The 23,871-nt window shown below is 39.0% G+C and carries 24 protein-coding genes; 7 read left to right on the plus strand and 17 right to left on the minus strand.

Annotation, left to right across the window (positions count from 1 at the left end; all coding sequences use genetic code 11):
* Positions 1-9: 9 nt before the first annotated feature.
* Positions 10-2,427, plus strand: a complete 2,418-nt coding sequence (locus RFW85_RS13010) for a CSLREA domain-containing protein (RefSeq protein WP_170249548.1) — start codon at positions 10-12, stop codon at positions 2,425-2,427.
* Positions 2,428-2,530: 103 nt separating this feature from the next.
* On the opposite strand, the gene RFW85_RS13015 is transcribed toward RFW85_RS13010, so the two are convergent.
* From RFW85_RS13015 to RFW85_RS13035, 5 genes are all read right to left on the minus strand, one after another.
* Entirely contained in the window at positions 2,531-2,920 is a 390-nt protein-coding gene (locus RFW85_RS13015) for a DUF3106 domain-containing protein (RefSeq protein WP_170249549.1), read from the minus strand.
* On the minus strand, positions 2,910-3,230 hold the full coding sequence (locus RFW85_RS13020) for a hypothetical protein (protein WP_002118556.1): 321 nt from the start codon (positions 3,228-3,230) through the stop codon (positions 2,910-2,912). The genes RFW85_RS13015 and RFW85_RS13020 overlap by 11 nt, the downstream gene beginning before the upstream one ends.
* Positions 3,220-3,834 carry an RNA polymerase sigma factor gene (locus tag RFW85_RS13025; RefSeq protein ID WP_086265467.1) on the minus strand — a complete coding sequence of 205 codons (615 nt, stop codon included), beginning with the start codon at positions 3,832-3,834 and terminating at the stop codon, positions 3,220-3,222. Before RFW85_RS13025 ends, RFW85_RS13020 begins: the two co-directional genes overlap by 11 nt.
* Before the next feature lie 159 nt (positions 3,835-3,993).
* Complete coding sequence (locus tag RFW85_RS13030; RefSeq protein ID WP_170249550.1) at positions 3,994-4,770, minus strand: RNA methyltransferase; 777 nt, start codon at positions 4,768-4,770, stop codon at positions 3,994-3,996.
* 59 nt (positions 4,771-4,829) lie between these two features.
* Positions 4,830-5,801 carry a class 1 fructose-bisphosphatase gene (locus tag RFW85_RS13035; RefSeq protein WP_170249551.1) on the minus strand — a complete coding sequence of 324 codons (972 nt, stop codon included), beginning with the start codon at positions 5,799-5,801 and terminating at the stop codon, positions 4,830-4,832.
* A 184-nt stretch (positions 5,802-5,985) separates the two neighbouring features.
* Between RFW85_RS13035 and RFW85_RS13040 the strand changes: the two genes are divergently transcribed.
* A complete protein-coding gene (locus RFW85_RS13040) occupies positions 5,986-6,171 on the plus strand; it encodes an NF038105 family protein (RefSeq protein WP_002118730.1) in 186 nt (61 codons plus the stop codon).
* A gap of 50 nt (positions 6,172-6,221) precedes the next feature.
* Here RFW85_RS13040 and pal read toward each other — a convergent pair whose 3' ends face one another.
* The 10 genes from pal to RFW85_RS13090 all read right to left on the minus strand — a co-directional run bounded on the left by pal (position 6,222) and on the right by RFW85_RS13090 (position 15,877).
* Positions 6,222-6,782 carry a peptidoglycan-associated lipoprotein Pal gene (gene pal / locus RFW85_RS13045; RefSeq protein ID WP_002118513.1) on the minus strand — a complete coding sequence of 187 codons (561 nt, stop codon included), beginning with the start codon at positions 6,780-6,782 and terminating at the stop codon, positions 6,222-6,224.
* 27 nt (positions 6,783-6,809) lie between these two features.
* Entirely contained in the window at positions 6,810-8,090 is a 1,281-nt protein-coding gene (gene tolB, locus RFW85_RS13050; protein ID WP_170249552.1) for a Tol-Pal system beta propeller repeat protein TolB, read from the minus strand.
* A gap of 93 nt (positions 8,091-8,183) precedes the next feature.
* Complete coding sequence (gene tolA / locus RFW85_RS13055) at positions 8,184-9,494, minus strand: cell envelope integrity protein TolA (RefSeq protein WP_170249553.1); 1,311 nt, start codon at positions 9,492-9,494, stop codon at positions 8,184-8,186.
* Between the two features lie 3 nt (positions 9,495-9,497).
* Positions 9,498-9,950, minus strand: coding sequence for a protein TolR (tolR, locus tag RFW85_RS13060; RefSeq protein WP_170249554.1), 453 nt, complete (start codon positions 9,948-9,950; stop codon positions 9,498-9,500).
* Positions 9,950-10,648 carry a protein TolQ gene (gene tolQ, locus RFW85_RS13065; protein WP_016140259.1) on the minus strand — a complete coding sequence of 233 codons (699 nt, stop codon included), beginning with the start codon at positions 10,646-10,648 and terminating at the stop codon, positions 9,950-9,952. Before tolQ ends, tolR begins: the two co-directional genes overlap by 1 nt.
* 24 nt (positions 10,649-10,672) lie before the next feature.
* Positions 10,673-11,080: a tol-pal system-associated acyl-CoA thioesterase gene (ybgC, locus tag RFW85_RS13070; protein WP_004699892.1), complete on the minus strand. Its 408-nt coding sequence runs from the start codon at positions 11,078-11,080 to the stop codon at positions 10,673-10,675.
* Between the two features lie 213 nt (positions 11,081-11,293).
* Positions 11,294-12,628, minus strand: a complete 1,335-nt coding sequence (locus tag RFW85_RS13075; protein ID WP_170249555.1) for a M20 family metallopeptidase — start codon at positions 12,626-12,628, stop codon at positions 11,294-11,296.
* A 203-nt stretch (positions 12,629-12,831) separates the two neighbouring features.
* A complete protein-coding gene (gene ruvB, locus RFW85_RS13080; RefSeq protein ID WP_002052424.1) occupies positions 12,832-13,836 on the minus strand; it encodes a Holliday junction branch migration DNA helicase RuvB in 1,005 nt (334 codons plus the stop codon).
* 7 nt (positions 13,837-13,843) lie between these two features.
* Positions 13,844-14,443, minus strand: a complete 600-nt coding sequence (gene ruvA / locus RFW85_RS13085; protein WP_170249556.1) for a Holliday junction branch migration protein RuvA — start codon at positions 14,441-14,443, stop codon at positions 13,844-13,846.
* A 93-nt stretch (positions 14,444-14,536) separates the two neighbouring features.
* Positions 14,537-15,877, minus strand: a complete 1,341-nt coding sequence (locus RFW85_RS13090; RefSeq protein ID WP_014207388.1) for a deoxyguanosinetriphosphate triphosphohydrolase — start codon at positions 15,875-15,877, stop codon at positions 14,537-14,539.
* A gap of 309 nt (positions 15,878-16,186) precedes the next feature.
* On the opposite strand from RFW85_RS13090, the gene purL reads away from it, so the two are divergent.
* The 4 genes from purL (at position 16,187) to RFW85_RS13110 (ending at position 22,018) form a co-directional block, all read left to right on the plus strand.
* Positions 16,187-20,020 carry a phosphoribosylformylglycinamidine synthase gene (purL, locus tag RFW85_RS13095; RefSeq protein WP_170249557.1) on the plus strand — a complete coding sequence of 1,278 codons (3,834 nt, stop codon included), beginning with the start codon at positions 16,187-16,189 and terminating at the stop codon, positions 20,018-20,020.
* Positions 20,021-20,097: 77 nt separating this feature from the next.
* Complete coding sequence (locus RFW85_RS13100; RefSeq protein ID WP_309171596.1) at positions 20,098-21,294, plus strand: multidrug effflux MFS transporter; 1,197 nt, start codon at positions 20,098-20,100, stop codon at positions 21,292-21,294.
* 209 nt (positions 21,295-21,503) lie between these two features.
* Entirely contained in the window at positions 21,504-21,629 is a 126-nt protein-coding gene (locus RFW85_RS13105; protein ID WP_002118600.1) for a KGW motif small protein, read from the plus strand.
* A gap of 68 nt (positions 21,630-21,697) precedes the next feature.
* The gene (locus tag RFW85_RS13110) at positions 21,698-22,018 is read left to right on the plus strand and encodes an NGG1p interacting factor NIF3 (RefSeq protein ID WP_086265458.1); all 321 of its coding nucleotides are present in this window, start codon (positions 21,698-21,700) and stop codon (positions 22,016-22,018) included.
* Here RFW85_RS13110 and RFW85_RS13115 read toward each other — a convergent pair.
* Positions 22,011-22,811, minus strand: coding sequence for an enoyl-CoA hydratase (locus tag RFW85_RS13115; RefSeq protein ID WP_170249558.1), 801 nt, complete (start codon positions 22,809-22,811; stop codon positions 22,011-22,013). The genes RFW85_RS13110 and RFW85_RS13115 overlap by 8 nt on opposite strands.
* A gap of 109 nt (positions 22,812-22,920) precedes the next feature.
* Here RFW85_RS13115 and RFW85_RS13120 point away from each other — a divergent pair, with 109 nt between their 5' ends.
* Positions 22,921-23,496, plus strand: coding sequence for a nicotinate-nicotinamide nucleotide adenylyltransferase (locus RFW85_RS13120; protein WP_002119001.1), 576 nt, complete (start codon positions 22,921-22,923; stop codon positions 23,494-23,496).
* A gap of 11 nt (positions 23,497-23,507) precedes the next feature.
* On the opposite strand, the gene RFW85_RS13125 is transcribed toward RFW85_RS13120, so the two are convergent.
* Positions 23,508-23,870, minus strand: a complete 363-nt coding sequence (locus RFW85_RS13125; RefSeq protein WP_170249559.1) for a glyoxalase superfamily protein — start codon at positions 23,868-23,870, stop codon at positions 23,508-23,510.
* Position 23,871 lies beyond the last annotated feature (1 nt).

The raw sequence follows: 23,871 nt of genomic DNA on the forward strand, positions 1-23,871 counted from the left end.
GATGAGACTATGAAAAATTATAAAAAGGCATTATTAGCATTAGCTGTGCTTGCAAATATGCCACTTTTTGCTGACACCACAAATAAAAGAATTGAGGTTACAACTTTTGCTGATGAAGATGGTGAAAATACGAACGCATGTTCATTAAGAGAAGCCATTAAAGTCGCAGAAACTCGTAAATCCGCTTATGGATGTACTGTATTTAGCCTTGATACTGATCAGGTAATTCAGTTAAAAGCTGGAACTTATACTTTAAATAAAGAATTGGTGCCCAATGCTAATATTTCTATTTATGGCTATGGTGAACGTGAAGAGGATAAAATCTGGTCAGAAAAAAATGTTTTAACAAATGACTATCCTGCTCTACCAGAACTTAAAACACGTATTAATGCTGCGGGTAAGTCGCGTATATTTAACACAGCAGAAAATCAAAAAGCATTATTTTTGCAAAATATTATTTTAGAAAATGGTATAGCTTTAAATCAAGGTGGAGCTATTTATGCGGGTGGTAATGTTACATTATTAAATTCTCAAATTTTAAACTCTCAAGCTCCAAAAGGTGGAGCTGTTTTTCTTGGTGGTAGTGGAGTAAATTTATCAATAACGCATTCCCTCTTGCAAGGCAATCAAGCAAGTACTGGTAGCGTGTTAGCTATGAGTTGTAAAAATGGTACTGAGTATGCTAAACGAGAGGTTACTCTTACATCCTCAAGTATTATCAAGAATGGTTCAAGCAATTCTGCGAGTACATTTGAATTTTGTGGCGAGCCGAAAGCTACTTTTACAATTAATACAATTGCTCAAAATATTGCCAGCACTGTAAATGGGGTTATTTTAAAATTTACAGGAGATGCGATTCCTGGTAATACAACAAATCCATCAACTATTTTAAGTGGTGGAAGTAGTTTAAAACTACAAAATAATACTATTGTTGAAAATAACGCAAATACAACTTTCCTATATGATAGTTTAGGTGGGAAAGAGTTAAATTTTAATATAATTGGATACAATCCAGTTGGTTATGCTTGTCGATATTTAGCAGGTTCAGCAGCAGATTTAAAAAACACGGGTCTTAGATTATCTTTTAATGCACTCAATTTAAGTAATAATACTGATAAATGTGATTTACCAACAGAGGTACTTTCGTCAGCTAATAAGACAATTGATATTTCAGGTGTTCCATTTAACTCTTTACTTGAGCGCCATGAAAAAGCTACAGCAGTAACTGGTTTTTTACCACTTTATTTTCCATTGGTAGCTACTGGAAAAGAAGATTTAATAGATGTAGACCCTGAGGGTAAAGCTATATGCGCTGATATAGATCAACGTGGTTTAGCTCGACTCCCAACTAATAAACTATATTATCAGCCCGATAACATTGCTCGTAATAGCTGTGATATAGGTTCAGTAGAGGTAATGAAGTTAACTGCTGGTGATTTAAGAGGTTTAGGTAATACATCTCTTACCGCTTTACTTGAGGGATATCAAACCCAATATGATACTGTAGAAAAAAATCTCACTAATCCACTTTATTCATATTTGTGGAATGTCTTAAAAATAGATTTGGCAAATTATAAAAATCTTCTTGATCAAACTAAGGCCAATGCAAAATATCGAGCGATCTATATTGATTTGAAGGCAAATGGTTTGCCTTTGCCAAATGAAGATAGTAGTCATCTTCTAAAGTTTTTTAATAGTACGGACTATAATATTAATCTTGAATCTGTTGGAACAGGATTGATAGACGACAAAGTTACAAGCACGAAAAAAGACGATAAACTTTTTTGTGAATGGAATAGTGCTTTACAACAAATTATATTCTATCGGTCGGATGATATTACTACCCAAGCTGGTGATTACAATTATTGTAAATATACGGTTAGTAGTAAAGATGGTTCTATTCAATCATCTGGTCTTTTAGAAGCACGATTTGATAATGTTGCACCTGTAGCAAGTGATAGTAAAGTTGTATTTCAGTATTTAGCAAATGAAATCATTCCATTAAACTTACTTAAATATGCAAATGATGATGGAGATGGTCCAGCTAATACACTTATTACAAAGCCTAATAAACCCCAGTTTGCAGACTTGCCTATCTATTTGCCAAGTAAAAGCTCAAAAGATGGAATTTTTACGGTCGTGAAGGCAGACAGAGAAGGCCCTTGCCCAGGTGAAGATAAGGATAATACTTGTTATGGTGGTAATATTTATATTCAAGCTAAAAATAGTTTTAATAACTTCAATGATACATTAACTTATTACGTATATGATGCTGATAATAAAATTTCAAATGCTGGTACTATCAGTTTAGTGAGTAGTAATACTACTGCTGGAGGTGGTAATAGTGGAGGCGGCGGTGGTAGCTTAGGAATTTTGTCTTTAGCATCCTTACTTGGTTTAGCAGCTTATAGACGCTACCGTAAATAAACATAAAGAATAAAAAAGGCCTCCAATTGGAGGCTTTTTTATAAGAAATGAAATCAAAATAATTGAGCGATTAGTGTCTTATTTTTGCTAGCTAAATAACAAATTAGTGTTCCAAATACTTATTCATGTATTCTTCACGAATTGCTGTTCTTTCTTCACCATTCGCTTTAAGCATCCGCTGACGTAAGTCTTTTCGCTCTTGCGTACTCATTTTTTGCCATGCTTCACGCATTTTTTGTTTTTCAGCTTCAGGTAGTTGAATAAACCAGTCCATACGTTGCTGTAAGTTCGTGCTTTGATTCGCTGGTAGCTCTTTTAAACTCTGGTAACGCTTAATGACTGCACGTTGCTCTTCTTCGGAAAGGGCATCCCATGTGTCATCGACTTGTGCATTGGCATCTTTAGAAAAAATCCAAAAGCGTTCAAAACCTGCAAAACTTGTCTGCAAGAAACTTAATGAACACAGGATAAGCGCTAATTTTTTAGCTGCCATGTTGTACTTTATCCTCACCCAACACCATTAACATCTCTAAATCTTCCACCATTTGTGGAGATAATTTAGGATTTACGATCACTTGATTTTGTGGCTTATCCACAATCTCGACTGAGTTAGGCAGAATTACAAAACCTGTAATTGCTGCGGCAAGTGCGAAACCAGTCATTTTCCAGACACTATAATAAGAGGCTGGTTTTTGTTGAATATGGTCAAGCACATGATTCATGACCACTGTTTTATTTTTATGGTGATCTGCCAAACTATCAAGTTTGGATGTCACCTTTTTAGTGAAATCATCATGATTCATCAGAACCTCCCAAGGGATTTAAATGTGCCAAGTATTCTCTAAGTCCCTGAATTGCTCGGTGATAATGGGTTTTCACACTACCTTCGGTACAGTTCATGATCTGAGCTGTTGTATGGGTGTCAAACCCTTCCCACGCACGTAACATAAATGCCTGTTGTTGACGAACAGGTAGTTTTTCAATCGCTTCCCGAATTTCCTCTATGGTTACCGCTTGATCGAGAAAATCTGCAGGATTAATGGCTTTTTCATCAACTACATCGATAACTTCGTCGTCGTCATTATCCAGACTAACTTTTTTGAAGAATGAAAATGGGTTTGCTCTACGAGATTCTTTGCGGCGCCAATCCTGAAGTTTGTTATTCAAAATAGTGTAAAACAGGGGATACCATTCTTCAGTACTTTTATCGGCGTAAGATTTGTGTAAAGCAATAAATGCTTCTTGAACCAAATCCATCGCAATACCTTGTTGACCTTGGGTAGCACTCTCCATCATTACCAAAGCACGACCAGTAACATCTTGCATGAAAACTTTCAGGCGTTGCTCAGCCGTGCTGGCATGAGCACTAGATGTTTCCGATCGAGACTTTTTCGGTGCTAAATCCATGGAGATGGAAAATCCTGTCATTGGACATACCCACCTTATCTTCAATATATCTCTTATATAACGTTGAAAAGAGGTGGGAGGTTGACAACAATCGGTTATTTTTTACTAGTGTAATTGATTTTTTTCACAAATATGTGCGATGTAAAATAAATTAACGTTTTATTGGCGCTGGCGGACCATCTCAAAAAAACAAATAGATCCTGCAATTGCCACGTTTAATGACTCTTGTCCACCCGGTTGAGGAATAGTCACTGATTGTGCGTGATCTAATGCATAATCACTAGCACCTTGTCCTTCATTTCCTAAAATCCACACACACGGTTTAGAAAGGTCTTTTGAATAAAGACTGGTTGAGCGATGAGAGCTAGTAACAAAAACCGGGATTTGAAATTTCGGAAGGATATCTGTCAGCTGGAAGTTTTCAAAACAATGTAAGCTAAAATGAGCGCCCATACCTGCTCTTAAAACTCGTGGAGACCAAAGTGAGGCAGAGCCTTGTGTGCAAATAATTTGTTTAATATTTGCTGCTGCTGCTGAACGTAGCAGCGTACCTACGTTACCTGGATCCTGAATATTTTCAAGAATTAAGGTATCTACTTTATAGTCGATGGTTGAGGCAGTTTTAGGTAGATCAATAATCGCTAAACAAGGTAAGCTTGTGCCTAATGTGCTTAAATCTCTATATAAAACTTCGCTAATAACAAAGATATGGCCTCGATGTAGCTCTGTTATTTTCTTTAAATCTTCGTGTTCTAATGCTTGTTCTGTAGTAAATAAAGAAAAAATCTTTTTTTGCTGTTGCAACCAAGCCAAGCAAAGATGCGTACCTTCAAGAACTGTTTGTTGGTGCTTTTTTCGGGCGTTACTGAGTTCGATTAATCCACGCAAATGTTTGATTTTTGCATTGTCTTTTGATTCTAAAAAAATAACCGCCATAAGAAAATATCCAACAAAAGGGCACCATCATACTATGATGCCCTAAGTAATTAAAATTATTAGTGGTAGCTTGTTACGCGTTCAACTTCATTTTTAGAACCAATGATTACAGGAACACGTTGGTGAAGCTCGGTTGGTTCAATGTCTAAAATACGAACACGACCTGTAGTTGAAGCACCACCAGCTTGTTCAATGAGCATACTCATTGGGTTTGCTTCATACATTAAACGTAAACGACCTGCTTTTTTCGGATCTTTTAAGTCATATGGGTAAAGGAAAATACCACTACGACATAAAATACGGTGAATATCACCCACCATACATGCTACCCAGCGCATATTAAAATCTTTTTCACGAACAGATGTCTTGCCTGCGAGTAATTCATTAATATATTGTTTTACGGGTTGTTCCCAATGACGCTGGTTGGATGCGTTAATAGCGAATTCTTGAGTGTCTGCTGGAACTTGTACATTCTCATTAGTAAGCAAGAAGGTTTGAGTTTCTGGATCTAAAGTAAAGAATGCTACGCCATTTCCTACAGTCAACGCCATCATAGTTGATGGGCCATAAAGTACATAACCAGCAGCAACTTGCTGTGTACCCGCTTGCATGAAATCGTTTGCTTGTGTTACTGCATTTTTTGCAGGCAAAATAGAGAAAATCGTGCCTACACACATATTGATATCAATATTACTTGAGCCGTCTAATGGGTCAAATAAAACGAGGTATTTACCATTTTCTTGTGCAGGTGTGAACTCATCAAGTTCTTCCGAAGCAAGACCACCTACGTGTGGGTGTACTTTTAAAGCATCAATTAAGTAGTCATTAGAAATCACATCAAGTTTTTTCTGTGTTTCACCCTGAACATTTTCATTACCAGCACTACCTAAAATACCAGCCAGAGCACCTTTTTGTAATGCTTGGTCGATTGTTTTACAGGTCGTGGCAATAGTATCGATGACTTGAGCCAACTCAGGTGTTAGATTCCCTTTTTGTTGTTGTAAAAATTGGGACAAAGTGAGGTTGGACATAAAAAACGCTCCTGTGCTTCAAGCATCAAAATGAGTCAGATAAATACGTGGCATATTCTAGATGAGAATGTCACAAAATAAAAATTATCTTACTTTATTTGTGTTGGATTTATGCTTACAAGACCCAATTAAAATGGTATGTTGATTGCATTACAAAGGATTGTATATTTTTAGGAGAATCGAAATGACAACAAAGAAGTTTGATGCGACCCCCACGGCAGGTGAACCAATCAATCTAGATGAAATTTCGAAAGAAAATGTTCAGGAAGCTTGGAAAGATTATGAAGCAAAACCTGAATATAAAGATTTTAATAAGCATGATTTGATTGAGTCCATGCAACATCCTGAAGAAGAAAAGAAATCTTCTTAAGTAATAAAAAAACGCTCATATTATTATGAGCGTTTTTTTATGCATATCCCTTATTTTAATAAAGGAGGGACTGCTTCGTAATTAATCTCAACGCGGCGATTTTCTTTCCACGCTGATTCATCATGTCCCGCATTAACAGGAGCTTCTTTACCATAACTTACAGCTTCAAGTTGCTGTGGGTTTACACCATTGGTAATTAAATAGCTTTGTACAGCTTTAGCACGACGCTCACCTAAAGCCATGTTGTATTCACGTGTACCACGTTCATCTGTATGGCCCGTTAATGCAACTTTTGAATTTGCATTTGCGATAAGGAACTGAGCATGAGCTTGAAGTGTTTGGTAGTCTTCAGTAGATAAATCGCTGCTGTCATAATCAAAGTGAACAACGCGTTTAGCCAAAGCCGCTTTATTTGCTTCAGTTACACCTTTAGATGAAGCACCTGCCAAATTTTGAGCATTTAATGCAGCATCTTCACTTAAACCAGAAGTGTTTACCGTACTTGGATTTGTACCAGTCGTGGTAGTCGCTGCAGGTTTACGGCTAGCACAGCCTGTCATTACGAGTGCTACGCTAAGAAAGGGTAGAGCTAAATATTTGATTGATTTCATGATCATCTCCGTCAATGGAATTAAAAGTTATTTTGGTGCCCAGGCTGGTTCACGTACTTCACCTTGTTCGCTTGGTAAATTCATACGGAAACGTCCATCAGTAGACATAATAGACAACAAGCCACGGTTGCCTTCACGAGTTGCGTAGACCACCATTTGCCCATTTGGTGAGAAACTTGGTGATTCATCTAAACTAGTTGGGGTAAGAATATTGGTGATGCCAGTATTAATGTCTTGAATTGCAACTTTATAACTGCTGCCACTTGGGCGATGAACAAGTGCAATCTTTTTGCCATCTGCACTTAGAGTTCCACGTGCATTAAATGACCCTTTAAATGTTAAACGCTTTACTGAGCCATCAGCAAAGGTATAACGATAAATTTGGGCAGAGCCACCACGGTCAGAAGTGAAAATAAAGGATTTTCCATCTGGTGTATAACGTGCTTCGGTATCAATTGCCGAGTCATTTGTCATACGTTTGACTTGGCGAGTTGATAAATCCATTTGATAGATTTCAGGGTTGCCATTCATAGATGCTGTAAAAAGCATTGATTGGCCATCTGGTGAGAAACTTGGTGCGCCGTTTAGTCCTCTGAAACTGGTAAGAACTTCACGTGTTCCAGTTGATAAATCCTGTAAATAAATTGCTGGACGTTTAGTTTCAAAAGAAACATAAGCAATTTTTTTAGCATCCGGTGTCCATGCCGGAGAAAGAATTGGATCACGAGACGATAAAACAGTCTTTGGTTGTTCACCATCCGTATCTGCAATTTGTAGGGTATAACGCTCGGCAGGTGTTGTAGGATTTCTTAGGACATAAGCAATACGGCCACTAAAGTCGCCAGGAATGCCAGTAAGCGCTTGGAAAATAGCATCACTTACCATATGGCCAGCTTGACGTATGCGTGTAGCTGGTACATTTAAAAGTTCATTTAGAATGTATTGTTGCTTTTGTACATCATAGAGTTGGTAGTGAACTTCAAAACCTGTCGCAGTTTGTTTAATTTGACCCGTCACTACATATGGAATACCTGCAGTTTGCCAGTCAGAAGCTTGAATCTGATTGATTGCAGCATTGGCAGGTAAGTTTTTAGATGAGCTTGTAAAGCGCCCAGAACGGTTTAAGTCTGTTTCAACAATAGGATAGAGCCCATTGTCATTGCTAAACGGGACAATAGCAATTTTGGGGGCCTGATCTGGTGCTTTGGCAATTTCCAGATATAACTGGGCAAAAGCAGTTGTAGAGGCAATAGGGCTTAAGGCTGTGATCAGTGCTAAAGATAGCAGGTGTTTGCGGCTCGTATTCATAAGTTTAAAGTCATAGCAGGTATTTTTGTGACTGTTGATTTTGTAGCATAGTTACATGCCTTAAACTATTTAAAGCATGTAACTCTTTCAAAATTATTGCGCTCTAAATGTAGAACTAACACTTCTTGCTTCACGTCTTGCATCTGGATCTGATGGCATAGGATATGGCGCTGCGGCTTGAATTGCAGCTTTAATACTTGCGTCTAAAGCATCGTCACCGCTTGAACGCGTGATAACAATAGAATTAACGCTTCCTGAATCGGAGAGAGTGAAGCGAACACCAACTGTTTTACCACTACTGCCAGTTGGGACATCCCAAGAGCGTCGAATTTTTTGCTCAAAATCGCGTCTAGCTGAAGAAGCAACCTTTTTAGCTTCAGCTTTCTTCTGAGCTGCCTCTTCTTTTGCTTTTTGAGCAGATGCAGCTTTTGCTTCAGCCTCCGCTTCTGCTTTACGTTTAGCCTCATCAGCAGCTTTTTGCTGCTTGGCTTTAGCATCTGCTTCAGCTTTGCGTTTAGCGTCTTCAGCTTTTTGTTGCTTAGCTTTAGCGTCAGCTTCTGCTTTGCGTTTAGCCTCGTCAGCAGCTTTTTGCTGTTTGGCTTTTGCATCGGCCTCAGCTTTACGTTTAGCATCGTCATTGGCTTTTTGCTGTTTGGCTTTTGCATCGGCTTCAGCTTTACGTTTAGCATCATCATTAGCTTTTTGCTGTTTAGCTTTAGCTTCAGCTTTGCGTTTAGCCTCGTCAGCAGCTTTTTGTTGCTTAGCTTTAGCATCAGCTTCGGCTTTTCGCTTAGCTTCTTGTTGTGCTTGAAGTTTAGCTTTTTCAGCCTTTTGAGTTTCACGTTTTAATTTTGCATCAGCCTCAGCTTTACGTTTAGCGTCTTCAGCAGCTTTTGCATTTTGTTCAGCCTTACGTTTTTGTTCGGCTTCTGATTTTGCTTTAGCCTCAGCTTGGCGTTTAGCTTCAGCCTGCTGTTTTTGAGTTTCCTCTATGCGTTGCTGTTCTGCTGCTTGTTTCGCTTTCGCAGCTTCTTCAGCTTTACGCTTTTGCTCAGCTAACTTGGCTTGCTGGGCCTGTTCGGCCTTTTGCTTTTGAGCAGCAAGTTGTTGAGCTGTTGGAGGAGGAGGCGCAACTGGAAGATTTTGAGGAAGCGTTTCATCCACAATAGGGGCTAATACCTCTTTTGCTTCATTTGTAGCTGTAGTCTCTTGTTCAATTTCTTTGGCTAAAGGAGGAGGTAAATCTTCTGGCTTAACTAAAATAGTCGTTAGCTTTTTTGGCTGTTCAGGTGGTTTACTCAAGCCTAAAAAAAGCAAGCCAACAATGGCAATTGCATGAACTCCGAGTGTAAAGCTCAATGCAATCGCATTTTGTTTAAAGGGCGGCTTTTGATTTTTGTTCATAGCTTATTTTAAAGGCTCTGTCAGAAGGCCAACTTGAGTTAAGCCTGCTTCTTGTAAACTTGCCATTAATGATACGACTTCTCCATAAGGACGAGACTTATCACCATTGACTAAAACTGTGAGTTGTTTGTTTTCTTGTTCGGCTTGTTTTTGAGCATTGCTTAAAACTTCTTCAAGCTTTTCACGAGATAATGGTTCATCATCTTTGTACTCTTCATACTGAAGATAAATATTGCCATCTTTGCCAATTGTTACCATGGCTGGCATATCTTTTGATTCAATTGGATGGTTATTTGCTTGAGGTAAATCAACCTTGATACCACTGGTAATCATAGGGGCAGTTACCATAAAAATAACCAAAAGCACAAGCATAACGTCAATATAAGGTACGACGTTCATATCACTTTTTAATGGTTTTTTTATGCGCTCAAAGCGCCCTGAACGCTGAATTGCCATTATGCATCTTCCTGTGATGAACCCACAGATTGACGTTGCAATAAAGCAATCATCTCTTCAGCAAATAAAGCGCGATCAGAATAAACACTTTCACTTTTAGCAGTGAAATGGTTAAAAGCTAATACAGCAGGAATTGCGGCAAACAAACCAATTGCAGTTGCAATAAGTGCTTCGGCAATACCCGGTGCAACAGTTGCTAGAGTTACCTGATCAACCGCAGCTAAACCGATAAAGGCATTCATAATACCCCAAACAGTACCGAATAGACCGATGTACGGGGCCACAGAACCAATACTTGCTAAAGTCCCTAAACCATATTCTAAATGGCTTTGATCACGGCTCAAACCTACGCGTAAAATACGCTCCGTGCCTTCAATTGTTTGAGAGACAGGAGCTTGACGTTTTTTGAGTTTAAAAAACTCGCTCAACCCTTGATAAAAAATATCTTCAAGCCCTGAACGCTTTGAGTTGAGTTGAGCATTGTTGTAAAGCGTATTGAGTTCAGCACCAGACCAGAACATTTTTTGGAAATGTTCATCGTCTTGATGTGCTTTTTTATAACTCATATGTAACTTGGCAATCAGATACCAACTAAAGATCGATGCTAACAATAAAATTAGCATGACCAACTGAACGACTGGACTTGCTTGTAAAATAAGGTCAGAAATATGCAGGGTTGATTCAATGTTTGTTGCCATAGGTTACATATGCCGGTTGTTTTTTTAGTCTTGTTCCAATTCTTTACGAATAAGATCACGTATTTCTTCTGGAAGACGACGAGCTACAAGTTCTTTACTTAAACATGCCAACTCAACCTCGCCAGAAGCAAGCAAGATTTCACCACGATAAATATTTTGTTGCAACACAAATGACGCAGCTTTACATGAAACTACACGTGCTGTAACAGTAATTAAATCATCCATTAAAATAGGACGCATGTATTTTACGTCAATTTTGTGTACGACAAAGTTGTAGTCTTTTTGATGCCAGTAATGATCAACGCCAGAAGCACGGAGCCATTCAGTACGGGTACGTTCCATATAGCGAATATGGTTGGCATGGTAAACAATACCACCTGCGTCCGTATCTTCAATATAAACACGAATGTTGAATTCAAAATGATTCGCCATGAGAGTATTCCGTTTTTAGTTCACTATAGAGCTTTATATTTAAAATATGGCTTCGAATAAAACATTGGTTCTATTCAACAGCCATACATCTGCTTTTAAATACGGGGCAGTTTAGCAGATTGCATACTAAGTCCTATGGCACAACCTTTCAATTGCGGTTGCTGTGTTTCTAATCTAAAAACGCTATATCTTATAGCTAGCAAGCTTTTTAAGTTAAGAGGGCTTCCATGAAGTTTGAACTTGTTTTGATATATTCGGATAATCTAATACGAATCTTACATGTAGCTCGGTCCCTGTTTTTAAGGCCTTATTATCTACAATAAAATAAGGACTATGATTTGGTGCCGCCTGAGTTAAGTCCTGATTTTCTGGTGTTGCCCCTAAGAAAACAAAAAATGAGGGCATTAACTTGCCATAATAGGCAAAATCTTCACTAGCGCTTGCATTATGATCTAAAACATGGAGTTTTGAATCGCCAACAACTTTGGCTAGGGTTGGCTGAATAAACTGAGTGAGCGCTTTGTCGTTCATGGTTACTGGAGCATAAGGAGCAATTTCAACTTTGGCAGTCACGTCGTTGGCTTGAGCGTTATGCTCTATCATGGTGGGTAAACTTTTTAAGATATTTGCTCGTATCTGTTCGTTGTTAGAGCGAATGGTTCCGATCATATTGACTTGTTCCGGAATTACATTTCCTGCCGTACCACCTTGAATATTACCGATAGTGACTACGCCCATGCCTTGGGTGAGGTCGGTTCTTCGGCTAATAAGACTCTGTAAATTATTAATCATTTGTGCAGATGCATAAATTGGATCTCTGCCTAACCATGGGGTCGAGCCGTGAACCTGCTTACCGTTAACCTGAATACGCAAGTGATCTGCGCTATTTAAAATGGCACCATCTTTATAATAAAGGTGCCCACTTTGCATACCAGATATGACATGTATTCCAAAAATAGCTTCGGGTTTATAATCTTTAAATGCACCGTCTGTGATCATTTTTCTTGAGCCGATTTGATCACTCTGCTTAAAGTTGTCTATATCTGCTCCACCTTCTTCAGCGGGTTGAAAAACAAAGACAACGGTACCCGATATTTTATCTTTATTCGCAGCTAGAATTTTTGCTGCGCCTAATAGCATTGCTGTGTGTGCATCATGTCCACAGGCATGCATCACATAAGTTTCTTTACCTTGATAAATTGCTTTTTGTTTACTAGAAAAGGGAACTCCGCTTTTTTCTTCCATAGGTAGCGCATCCATATCTGCTCTAAGCGCGATAATAGGGCCGGGTTTATTACCTTTTAAAATGCCAATAACCCCTGTTTTTGCATAACCTGTTTTGACTTGAATGCCATAAGACTTCAATTCTTTTTGAACCAGTGCTGATGTTTTAAATTCCATGTTGCCGAGTTCAGGATGCTCGTGAATATGTTGTCTTAATTGAATCACCTGATTTTCATTTTGTTGTGCAGCATCTTTTACCCAATCTGCTAGGCTCAGTTGACTCATTAGAGCAAGTGGAAAAATTAAAGCGGTTTTTTTGTACATGTCCTTATCCTAAAAATATTATTGTTCATAAGATTTGATATCTACATTTCTTATAATGCAGTTTTTTAAAATATTAAAAAATCAATAAGGTATAAAAATAGACTTAAAAGGTATGGAGTGGCTAATTTATTGATAAGACGATTATTATTTCATTAGATAGAGAGATTAAATTAAAAAAGGAAGAGAAAATTCTCTTCCTTTGATTAGTTTTTAGGCTCAGGTGGTGTCATTCCAAACTGTAAATAAGATTGATTGGTTGCAATCCGACCTCGTGCGGTACGCATGACATAACCCTGTTGAATTAAATAAGGTTCAATCACATCTTCAAGCGTACCGCTGTCTTCAGCCATCGCTGCTGCAAGCGCTTCAACTCCAGCAGGACCGCCATCAAAACGTTCGAGTAGCATGCTCAAATAACGTCGGTCTAGGGTATCTAAGCCAGCTTTATCAACATTAAGCATATCAAGCGCACGCTGCGCCATTTCATGGGTCACTTCGCCTGTGCCTTTCACTTGTGCATAGTCACGAACACGTCGTAATAAACGGTTAGCGATACGAGGTGTTCCGCGTGATCGACGAGCTACTTCTTCTGCGCCTTCAACTGTAATGGGTACATCCATTAAGTTTGCAGAGCGCGACACAATGTGAGTCAAGTCTTCTACAGAGTAAAACTCAAGACGTTGCACAATACCGAAGCGATCACGTAGTGGTGAGGTCAACAAGCCTGCACGTGTGGTGGCAGCGACGAGTGTAAAAGGTGGCAAATCGAGTTTAATTGAACGAGCAGCAGGGCCTTCACCAATCATGATATCTAATTGGTAGTCTTCCATAGCTGGATACAGAATTTCTTCAATCACTGGAGAAAGACGATGAATCTCATCAATAAACAAAACATCGCCTTCTTCAAGGTTAGTCAGCATTGCTGCTAAATCACCCGCACGTTCTAATACCGGTCCTGAAGTAGATTTGAGGTTACCACCCATTTCTCGGGCAATAATATTAGCAAGTGTGGTTTTACCTAAACCCGGCGGACCAAAAATCAGCGTATGGTCGAGTGCTTCGCCACGGCCACGAGCAGCACCAATGAAAATTTCCATTTGCTCGCGTACGACCGGTTGCCCAATATAGTCAGCAAGAGAAGTTGGTCGAATAGCCCGATCAAAATGATCCTCTGGTTTTTCTGTTCCACTGATTAGACGGTCTTGCATAAGTGTTTTACTTCATCATGGATTTAAGAGCAGCACGAATAATATCGGCTGATTCTGTGTAATCGGCTTTAACCGCAGCAACAGCTTTTTGTGCTTCAAGTGGCTTATAACCTAAAGATTGCAAAGCAGCTTCTGCTTCTGCAACAGGAGAGTTTGCAGCAAATTGAATTTGAGGCATGGTCGCCGTAGTTGACGTGCCTTGAGCCAATGTTTTGAAGCGATCACGGAGTTCGATCATTAAACGTTCAGCTGTTTTTTTGCCAACACCCGGAACTTTGACTAGCGTATTAATATCATCATGTTCAATGGTTTGAACTAATAACTCAACACTTAGCGTCGATAAAATACCCAATGCCATTTTTGGACCGACACCGTTTACTTTTAATAAGGTACGGAAAATTGTTTTTTCTTGAGCATCGCTAAAACCGTAGAGCTGCTGTGCATCTTCACGGACAACCAAATGCGTCCATAACGTAACTTTCTGGCCCTTTTGTAATTGGCAAAATGTTGAAAGTGGCGTATCAATTTCATAGCCCACACCATTTACATTCAGTAAGACAGTAGGGGCTTCTAAGGCAAACACTTCGCCAATTAAACATCCGATCATAGCGTAATTTCACTTATTCGTAACTGTAAATCTGGTCGTTCTAAAATGAATTGAAAACGACACTGGTTTTATTTCTTTCTATATCAAGCCAGCTTAAAACAAGCCAATTTTATTACCTTGCAACTCTTGCGCCAAGCTATAAGCCTGATGATCTGAGAACTTACTAATAATATCGAGGACTTGCATGATATTGCTGTAGTGATTATTGCTAAAGCTAGCACCATATAGATTAAGGATAGACATTAAACGTTGTTCTTTAAAGCTTAAAGATTTATGTGGTGTTGTAAGTGGAACAAATGCATCCAAAATCGTTTGCAAACTTTGATGCGCAATAATTTCTAAACCAGACTTTTGTGGGTGCTCAAAAATTTTATCACGTGCCAGATTCTTGGCAGTTTCGATACCAATTGCAATATCTGGAGAACAATATTGCAAAAGATTGCCTTTAAGCTGACCTGTAATGATTTCATAGTGATTTTTGGCAAAAGCCGTAGTGACTTCATCAACAAGACGTTTCATGACTCGGCCACGTAATGCCGAGATCTTTTGTTGCCATGTACTATTTGGATGAGACAACTCTTCAGGTTGACCATAGTCGGCAATAAGATTTAGGAATATTGGTTCAACTTCTTGGTAACTCAGCATATTTAAGACAATGCCATCTTCTAAATCAATTAATGCATAGCAAATGTCATCGGCAGCTTCTAGTAGATAGGTGAGTGGGTGACGACAATAATGATATTCCCCGAGTTGAATCAGCCCGAGCTGTTCCGCAATCTGTTTTAAAATTTCTTTTTCAGACTGATAACAACCAAACTTTGCTCTTTGATGGGAAGGGCGGTCACCCTGCGAAGCAATTGTTTTTGAAAGCCATGGATATTTTAGATAAGCACCTAAAGTTGCATAAGTTAAGCGCATACCGCCATCATTTGGATGATAGTCAATGCGACTTAATAGACGTAATCCTTGAGCATTACCTTCAAACTGACGAACGTCAGCTTCTTCTTCAGGACTGAGTTTTTTCAAAAAATCATCATGTGAGGCATCATCGAACCATTCGCGAATTGCATATTCACCCGCATGTCCGAAAGGGGGATTACCTATATCGTGGGCCAGACAAGCTGCTTGAATAATTGCCCCGACATCGGCAGGTGAAATCCACACTGGTAATTCATCTTTTATTTTTTCTGCGGCAAGCATGCCCATTGAGCGACCAATGCAGGAAACCTCAAGGGAGTGAGTTAAGCGGGTATGAATGCCATCATGCTGTGCTAGAGGGTGAACTTGCGTCTTACGGTTTAACTGACGAAAACTTTGAGAAAATATAATGCGGTCATAATCTTTATGGAATGGGCTACGAGCCAGTTCTGTACTACTTTTTTTGCTACCTAAACGAACTGCGGAAAGCAGCTCTAACCAACGCATTTGTTCCATTTATCATTATTCAAAACTATAAAACCTGATCATGCCAAAAAAAACTTAAAAGCACTAGCTTGGTGCGACATAGTTTGTCTTAGTTCGGGTTTTATTATGTTATTGAATAAACATGCAACAATTTATTTTTAGCAAGAATGACTAAAAAAATGATTTTGAACAAAAAACAAATCACTTCTTGCAGAATTAGGTTACAGAATACTGATTCTACATCTAGCTGATTTTAGCAAGAAGCAGTAGAATATGCGCTCTCTCTAAAGTCACATTGCGGTAAGGTTCACAAGACCTGCCCGTGGAGCCAAAATCAACATGTTTATCGTGGCCGGTGCAGCAGCACATTCTTCTTTTAAGAAAGCTCAACTATTAACACGTTTATCGTCAATTAGTTCTGTTCAATCTTTTGACAGCCAATGGGTCTATTTGTTTGATCAAGCGCTCAACGAGCAGCAACATCAATCTGCTTTGCAATTATTAAATGACGGTGAGTCTTTTGAACTTCGTCAATCTGCAAGTGATGAGATTCAGATTTTAGTTACACCACGTGTGGGTACTATTTCACCTTGGTCTTCTAAAGCAACTGATATTTTCAAAAACTGTAATACACCAGTACACCGTTTAGAACGTGGTCTTTTATTCACGTTAAAAGGTGTTACTGAAATTACTAATGAAGTTAAACAAGTACTTCATGACCGTATGACAGAAACAGTTTTTGCTCAAATTGAAGATGCAAAAGCATTATTCTCAGAAACAGCTCCAAAACCATTAAATTCAATTGATATCTTGGGTCAAGGCAAAGAAGCTTTGGTTAAAGCGAACAATGAGTTCGGTTTTGCGCTTTCTGAACAAGAAATTGATTATTTAACAGAAGCATTCGGTAAGCTTGGTCGTAATCCAAATGATATCGAATTGATGATGTTTGCACAGGCGAACTCTGAACACTGTCGTCATAAAATCTTCGGTTCTGAATGGACAATTGATGGTGAAAAACAACCATTATCATTGTTCCAGATGATTAAAAACACTTACAAAGAATCACCAACTGACGTTTTATCTGCATACAAAGATAATGCTTCTGTAATTGTGGGTTATGACACGATGCGTTTTTATCCAAAAGCGGATGAAAACGGTCACTTTGTTTATAAATATAAGAGCCAAGCAGCTCATATTTTAATGAAGGTTGAAACTCATAACCACCCAACAGCAATTTCTCCATTTGCTGGTGCTGCAACTGGTTCAGGCGGTGAAATCCGTGATGAAGGTGCAACTGGTCGTGGTGGTAAACCAAAAGCTGGTTTAACAGGCTTTACAGTTTCTAACTTAAATATTCCTGGTTTTGAACAACCTTGGGAAGAAAACTACGGTAAACCTTCACGTATGGCATCGCCATTACAAATCATGATTGAAGGTCCATTAGGTGGCGCGGCATTTAACAATGAATTCGGCCGTCCTGCCTTAAATGGTTATTTCCGTACTTTCGAACAAAATGTAAATGGTGAAGTGAAGGGCTTCCATAAGCCAATCATGATTGCTGGTGGTTACGGTAACATTCGTCCTGACCATGTAGAAAAAGATGCGATTCAACCGGGTGACTTGCTCATTGTATTGGGTGGCCCTGCAATGTTAATCGGTCTTGGTGGTGGTGCAGCATCTTCTGTAGATAGCGGTACAATGGGTGAAAGCCTTGATTTCGCATCTGTACAACGTGAAAACCCAGAAATGGAACGCCGTTGTCAAGAAGTGATTGATACGTGCTGGCGCTTAGAAGACTTCAACCCAATTGTTTCTGTACATGACGTTGGTGCGGGTGGTCTATCAAATGCTATGCCTGAACTTGTGAATGACCATGAGTTAGGTGCAGTTCTTAATCTTCGTAAAATTCCTTCATTAGAGCCGGGCATGAGCCCAATGGAAATCTGGTCAAATGAAGCACAAGAGCGTTATGTTCTCGCAATTCGTCCAGAATCATTAGAACAGTTCGAAGCAATCTGTGCACGTGAACGTTGTCCATTTGCTGTGTTAGGTGAAGCGACAGAAGCTCGTCACTTAACTGTTGAAGATCCATTGTTCCAGAACAATGCAGTTGATATCCCAATGCAAGTAATGCTTGGTGGTACACCGCGTATGCAACGTTCTTATGAAACAATTGAGCGTAAAGGTAACGAGTTTGACGCTTCAAAAGTTGATTTGAAAGATGCGATTTTCCGTGTATTGAAAAATCCTACAGTTGCTTCTAAGTCATTCTTGATCACCATTGGTGACCGCTCAATTACAGGTATGGTTGCACGTGATCAAATGGTTGGTCGTTGGCAGATTCCTGTTGCAGATGCAGCAGTAACGACGACAAGCTTACAAGGCTTCACTGGTGAAGCAATGGCGATGGGCGAACGTCCACCAGTTGCATTGTTAAATCCAGCAGCGTCTGCTCGTTTGGCAGTTGCTGAAGCAATTACTAATATTGCATGTGCAAACATTGAACAAATTAGTGATATCAAACTTTCTGCAAACTGGATGGCTGCTGCTGGTCAAAAAGGTGAAGACCAAGCGTTGTTTGAAGGTGTGAAAGCGATTGGTATGGAAATGTGTCCTGCTTTAGGAATTGCAATTCCTGTAGGTAAAGACTCACTTTCAATGCGTACCACTTGGAACGAAAACGGCGAAGACAAAGCTGTAACATCTCCAATGACTGGTGTAATTACTGCATTTGCTCCAGTAACAGATGTTCGTAAAACTTTAACACCTGAACTTAAGAATTTAGAAGATTCAGTACTTGTACGTATTGATTTATCTAAAGGCCAGTTCCGTTTAGGTGGTTCGATTCTTGCGCAAGTATATAAAGCAATCGGCTCAATCACTCCAGACGTTGATAGTTTTGATGATTTCAAAGCGTTCTTCGCATTAATTCAAGATTGGAACAACCGTGGTTTAATTCAAGCTTACCATGACATTGGTGATGGTGGTTTACTCGCAACTGTTGCTGAAATGATGTTTGCTGCACGTTTAGGTGTTGCATTAGAAGACCAAACTCCAGCAAGTTTGTTTGCTGAAGAAATTGGTGCAGTTCTTCAAATCAAAGCAGCTGATTGGGAAGCTTTACAAGCAGAAGTTGCTGCTTCTAGCTTAAAAGATGCAATTGCTGTAGTTGGTCGTGTAAACAACACAGATCAATTATCTGTAAACGGTTTGACTTTAGAGCGCGCAGAGTTACAGCAAGCTTGGTCTGAAGTATCTCATCAGATCCAACGTTTACGTGATAACGTAGAAACTGCTGACCAAGAATTTGCTTTAATTGCAGATAAATCACATCAAGGCTTAATTGCTAAACCAACATTTGACTTGAATGAACCTATTGAAGCACCGTTCATTAACACACGTCGTCCTAATATGGCGATCTTGCGTGAGCAAGGTGTAAATGGTCATATTGAGATGGCGGCAGCCTTTGATAAGGTTGGTTTCAATACTGTTGACGTGCACATGAGCGATTTACTTGCTGGTCGCGTTAGCTTAAGTGATTTTGAAGGCTTGGTGACTTGTGGTGGTTTCTCTTACGGTGACGTAATGGGTGCTGGCGGTGGCTGGGCAAAATCAGTTTTATTCAATGCGAAATTACGTGATCAGTTTGAGCAATTCTTCCACCGTGAAGGTACGTTCAGCTTAGGTATCTGTAATGGTTGCCAAATGTTGTCACAATTGGCGCCGCTTATTCCAGGTGCTGAACACTGGCCACGCTTCCACCGCAATATGTCAGAAGTTTTTGAAGCTCGTAGCGTAAATGTTCGTGTTGAAAAATCAGTTTCTGTATTACTTGATGGTATGGAAGGTTCGATTTTACCGATTGCTGTTGCGCATGGTGAAGGTCGTGCTGTTGCAAGTGAAGCTAACATTGCAAGCTTGAACGCATCTAACCAAGTTGCATTGCGTTATGTTGATAGCCACGGTAATCCGACTCAACATTATCCATTGAACCCGAATGGTTCGCCAGAAGCGATTACTGGTGTAACGTCTAAAGATGGTCGTGCAACGATTATGATGCCACACCCAGAGCGTACTTTCCGTGCAATTCAACACTCTTGGAGTCCAGAAGAGTGGACTGAAGATGGTGCATGGTTACGTATGTTCCGTAACGCACGTAAGTTTATTGGTTAATAGAAAAATTGAAATAAGCCACCGTAAGGTGGCTTATTTGTATGTAGTACAATATTAATAAATAGTAGAGAAGAAAAATGAAATCAAAAATCCATTTCCGCGAGTTCGCATTGCTGATGGCATTGCTCATGTCTATTGTTTCTTTTTCGATAGATGCAGTCTTACCTGCTTTGGGGGAAATCGGACGAGTTTTTGACTTAAAAAATAATAATCAGACACAGTGGGTCATTATTGGTATCTTCTCTGGTATGACAATTGGGCAACTCATTGCAGGCCCTCTATCCGATGCGATTGGCCGTAAACGTATTTTATTCACAGGAATTGTTATTTACTTTTTGGGAAGTTTGTTGTGCTTTACCACACAAAGTTTTGAATGGTTTCTAGTTGGACGTTTCATTCAGGGGGTTGGAGTATCAGGTCCTTATGTGGCTTCTATTTCAATTGTTAGAGATAAATACAGCGGAGCTCAAATGGCCCGCATCATGTCTTTAATCATGATGGTGTTTATGGTTGCCCCAGCAATTGCACCAAGTTTGGGGCAGCTCATTATCCATTTCTTTGGTTGGCGTGAGATCTTTGTTTTATATATGGTCTATGCCACAGTTGTCGGGGCATGGGTCGCTTTACGTTTGGAAGAGACATTACTTCCCGAAAATCGTTTACCTATGCGCCTACAAGCATTTCAGGAAGGTTTTAAAGAAGTAGTGAGTAACAAAACCACCATGAGCTATTTGCTATGTGCAGGTTTTTGCTTTGGTGGATTCATTGGTTACTTAGGTACTTCTCAGCAAATTTTTATGCAGCAGTTTGGTAAAACAGGGCAAGAGTTTAGTGCTTATTTTGCTGTGCTTGCAGGTGTGATGGGCGTCGCTTCATTTACAAATTCTAAAATTGTCATGAAGTTTGGTATGCGTCCAATCTGTATTTATGGTTTTCTAGGTTTGTGCCTAATTTCTTTGGTTTTCTTAGGAGTTCAACTTTTAGGCGTGGCTGTGTCATTCTGGATGTTTATGCTTTATGCCTGCATTTTATTTTTATTATTTGGAACTTTATTTGGTAATTTAAACGCGATTGCAATGGAACCAATGGGGCATGTTGCTGGTATGGCTTCGGCCATTATTGGTGCAGCATCCTCTGTTTTGTCACTTATTCTCGCTTCCATTATTGGGCAGCTATATAACGGCACATTAATTCCCATGACTGGCGGCTTCGCAATTTTATGTGGTTTAGCATTTATGATGACAATATATGAAAACAGATATTTAAAGAAATAGAATGCTTAAACTTATAAAGATGCAGTTAGTACACTGAATTTTAAAATTTTGTTCAGAGTAAGAGCTACATATAAATGAGTGTAGCTCTTTTAAGCATTTTAGAAAAATTATAAGCCTATAGACATTCGGCTATTTAACACTTTATAGTTTGTTCAAGATTGGATCAATTTTTGCTTTCTCTGTAACAACGATAAAAATCGGAGATCAAAATGATGAAAAATAAGTATCACATAAGAACAATGTATACCAAAGATAAGGGCTGGCGCTTGTTTGGCTTGGCGCTTGCCATTCAAATCCTCTTTATTGGAGCAAATTATTTGGTAATGATGAGCTGACTTTGATTTAGAAGCTTTTTTAAAGGTATGATTTAAAGCTAGTTTACTAGTTTCGAGTCATTCTACTTATGTTAAAGCTGATTTATTACGTACCTGAGTCACATCTTGAGTCGACAAAACAAGCTATATTTTCTGCTGGTGCAGGTGGTATCGGTAATTATGAACACTGTGCATGGCAGGTGAAAGGAACAGGACAATTTAAACCAGTCAAAGGTGCAGATCCTTATATCGGAGAGCTGGGTGAACTCGAACAAGTTGAAGAATGGCGTGTAGAAACAATTGTAATTGAAGAAAATGCCAAGACCGTAGCAAAAGCATTAAAGGCAAGCCATCCTTATGAAGAGCCTGCCTTTGAGTTTATTCAAATCATAGAAATTGATTTTAATTAAACTGTGAGAAATCTGGTTTACGTTTTTGCATAAATGCTTGTACAGCTTCTAGCATTTCTGGAGATTGAACGCGCTGCATAAAGATTTCAGCTTCATGATCAATACATTCAATAATTTGATCTAAATCATGTTTCATCAATGCTTTTGTTTGTTTTAAGGATGCAAGTGGTAAAGCTGCTAAATGTTGAGCAGTTGCCTGAGCCGATGCATAAGCATCTTCAACAACTTCATTCACTAAACCTGCTTGGACGGCGGTTTCTGCATTAAATTTTTTCGCTGTAAATAGAAGTTCAACTGCTTTGTGATAACCCGCTTGTTTAATCAATAGTTGGCTTGCACCACCTTCTGGTGAAAGACCAAGACTAACAAATGGAATTTGGAAAAGAGCAGTGTTGTCAGCAAAAACTAAATCTGCGTGTAATAAAATCGTAACACCAATACCAATTGCCACACCTTTTACTGCAATAATAAGCGGCTTCGATAATCTAGCAGCAGATTTAAGGAGTACAAATGGAGGAACTTGACCTGCCGGACCAGCATTAGGATTTTGTACAAAACCCATAAAATCTTTCATGTCATTCCCAGCGGTAAAATCTTGCTCTACGCCACGAAGAACGATTACTCGTACATCTTTGTCTTGGTCAGCTTCATCAAGTGCTTTAGCAATCCATAAATAAAGTTCGCCATACAGCGCATTTTTTGCTTCTGGACGATTTATGGCTAAGGTGAGTACGCCACCTTCTAAATTTGCGTGTAAATGTTGATGAGGTTGTTGAATACAGCTAAGTGTCATCGTACTATCCTTGCTTTAAACCACGTTGTTAATTTTTAGGTTCTCATTATGGCGCATATTCTTTCTAATGCGAGTAACTGGTGAGTTCATAAAAAGTGAAAATCTAATTATGTATAAATTTGACTATCTCGTTTTTATAGGGCGTTTTCAACCATTTCATTTGGCTCATATGCAGACAATTGAAATTGCCTTACAACAAAGCCACTATGTCGTTTTGGCATTAGGCTCTGCTCAAATGGAACGTAATATTAAAAATCCATTCTTAGCAGTAGAGCGTGAGCAAATGATCTTGTCAAATTTCTCATTAGAAGAACAAAAACGCATTCGTTTTGTACATGTAGTAGATGTTTATAATGATGAAAAATGGGTAAAACAAGTCAAATCTTTAGTGAATGGCGTAATTGAACCGAACTCAAAAGTTGGTTTGATTGGACACTTTAAGGATGAGTCTTCCTATTATTTGCGACTATTTCCTGAGTGGATTATGGTTGAACTTGATAGTTTAAAGGACTCTATTTCGGCAACGCCAATGCGTGAAGCTTATTATCGTGGTGAAATCCAAACAGAGTTTTTCCCTGTAGGAACTATTCAATTTTTGGATGAATTTAAAAAAACACGCACTTATCAACAGTTGCAACAACGCTTTGAAGAAGATGATCGCTCTAATTTAGATGATTTTGAGTAAGTGCATATAAATTAAGCATCTGCCCAAAAGATGATTCGGTTTGAAAAAGGATCAGTGATACTGAGTTCAAGTGTCTCCCAATCTGTTTTTTCAATCTGAGGCTTAGAAAATCTATAATCTTTTTTGCTTAGTTCACTATGCAACTCATAAATATGTTCCCAATAAATACGGATCGCACTATGAGGACTTGCATCTCCAAAATGCTCGGATAAATGAATAACACAATCATCTTTAGAAATTTGTAAATATAACGGAAAGTTGTCTTCAAATTGGTGTTGCCAATCAAGCTGAAAACCTAAAAACTCAAGATAAAATGATTGAGCTAACCCAACATCAAAAATTCTTAAAATAGGGGTGATCGAATCTGATTGCATC

Source organism: Acinetobacter sp. 12966 (genome assembly GCF_031196995.1).
Lineage (GTDB): Bacteria > Pseudomonadota > Gammaproteobacteria > Pseudomonadales > Moraxellaceae > Acinetobacter > Acinetobacter geminorum.

Bases quoted from the DNA above. Each gene is read 5' to 3' on its own strand.
- RFW85_RS13105 (WP_002118600.1), top strand. From the start codon at position 21,504: ATGATGAAAAATAAGTATCACATAAGAACAATGTATACCAAAGATAAG.
- tolQ (WP_016140259.1), bottom strand. From the start codon at position 10,648: ATGGCAACAAACATTGAATCAACCCTGCATATTTCTGACCTTATTTTA.
- ruvA (WP_170249556.1), bottom strand. From the start codon at position 14,443: ATGATCGGATGTTTAATTGGCGAAGTGTTTGCCTTAGAAGCCCCTACT.
- RFW85_RS13015 (WP_170249549.1), bottom strand. From the start codon at position 2,920: ATGGCAGCTAAAAAATTAGCGCTTATCCTGTGTTCATTAAGTTTCTTG.
- RFW85_RS13115 (WP_170249558.1), bottom strand. From the start codon at position 22,811: ATGACACTTAGCTGTATTCAACAACCTCATCAACATTTACACGCAAAT.
- RFW85_RS13125 (WP_170249559.1), bottom strand. From the start codon at position 23,870: ATGCAATCAGATTCGATCACCCCTATTTTAAGAATTTTTGATGTTGGG.
- RFW85_RS13040 (WP_002118730.1), top strand. From the start codon at position 5,986: ATGACAACAAAGAAGTTTGATGCGACCCCCACGGCAGGTGAACCAATC.
- RFW85_RS13035 (WP_170249551.1), bottom strand. From the start codon at position 5,801: ATGTCCAACCTCACTTTGTCCCAATTTTTACAACAACAAAAAGGGAAT.
- RFW85_RS13100 (WP_309171596.1), top strand. From the start codon at position 20,098: ATGAAATCAAAAATCCATTTCCGCGAGTTCGCATTGCTGATGGCATTG.
- RFW85_RS13075 (WP_170249555.1), bottom strand. From the start codon at position 12,628: ATGTACAAAAAAACCGCTTTAATTTTTCCACTTGCTCTAATGAGTCAA.
- ybgC (WP_004699892.1), bottom strand. From the start codon at position 11,080: ATGGCGAATCATTTTGAATTCAACATTCGTGTTTATATTGAAGATACG.
- tolR (WP_170249554.1), bottom strand. From the start codon at position 9,950: ATGGCAATTCAGCGTTCAGGGCGCTTTGAGCGCATAAAAAAACCATTA.
- RFW85_RS13020 (WP_002118556.1), bottom strand. From the start codon at position 3,230: ATGAATCATGATGATTTCACTAAAAAGGTGACATCCAAACTTGATAGT.
- tolB (WP_170249552.1), bottom strand. From the start codon at position 8,090: ATGAATACGAGCCGCAAACACCTGCTATCTTTAGCACTGATCACAGCC.
- RFW85_RS13030 (WP_170249550.1), bottom strand. From the start codon at position 4,770: ATGGCGGTTATTTTTTTAGAATCAAAAGACAATGCAAAAATCAAACAT.
- tolA (WP_170249553.1), bottom strand. From the start codon at position 9,494: ATGAACAAAAATCAAAAGCCGCCCTTTAAACAAAATGCGATTGCATTG.
- RFW85_RS13025 (WP_086265467.1), bottom strand. From the start codon at position 3,834: ATGGATTTAGCACCGAAAAAGTCTCGATCGGAAACATCTAGTGCTCAT.
- RFW85_RS13120 (WP_002119001.1), top strand. From the start codon at position 22,921: ATGTATAAATTTGACTATCTCGTTTTTATAGGGCGTTTTCAACCATTT.
- RFW85_RS13010 (WP_170249548.1), top strand. From the start codon at position 10: ATGAAAAATTATAAAAAGGCATTATTAGCATTAGCTGTGCTTGCAAAT.
- ruvB (WP_002052424.1), bottom strand. From the start codon at position 13,836: ATGCAAGACCGTCTAATCAGTGGAACAGAAAAACCAGAGGATCATTTT.
- RFW85_RS13090 (WP_014207388.1), bottom strand. From the start codon at position 15,877: ATGGAACAAATGCGTTGGTTAGAGCTGCTTTCCGCAGTTCGTTTAGGT.
- pal (WP_002118513.1), bottom strand. From the start codon at position 6,782: ATGAAATCAATCAAATATTTAGCTCTACCCTTTCTTAGCGTAGCACTC.
- RFW85_RS13110 (WP_086265458.1), top strand. From the start codon at position 21,698: ATGTTAAAGCTGATTTATTACGTACCTGAGTCACATCTTGAGTCGACA.
- purL (WP_170249557.1), top strand. From the start codon at position 16,187: ATGTTTATCGTGGCCGGTGCAGCAGCACATTCTTCTTTTAAGAAAGCT.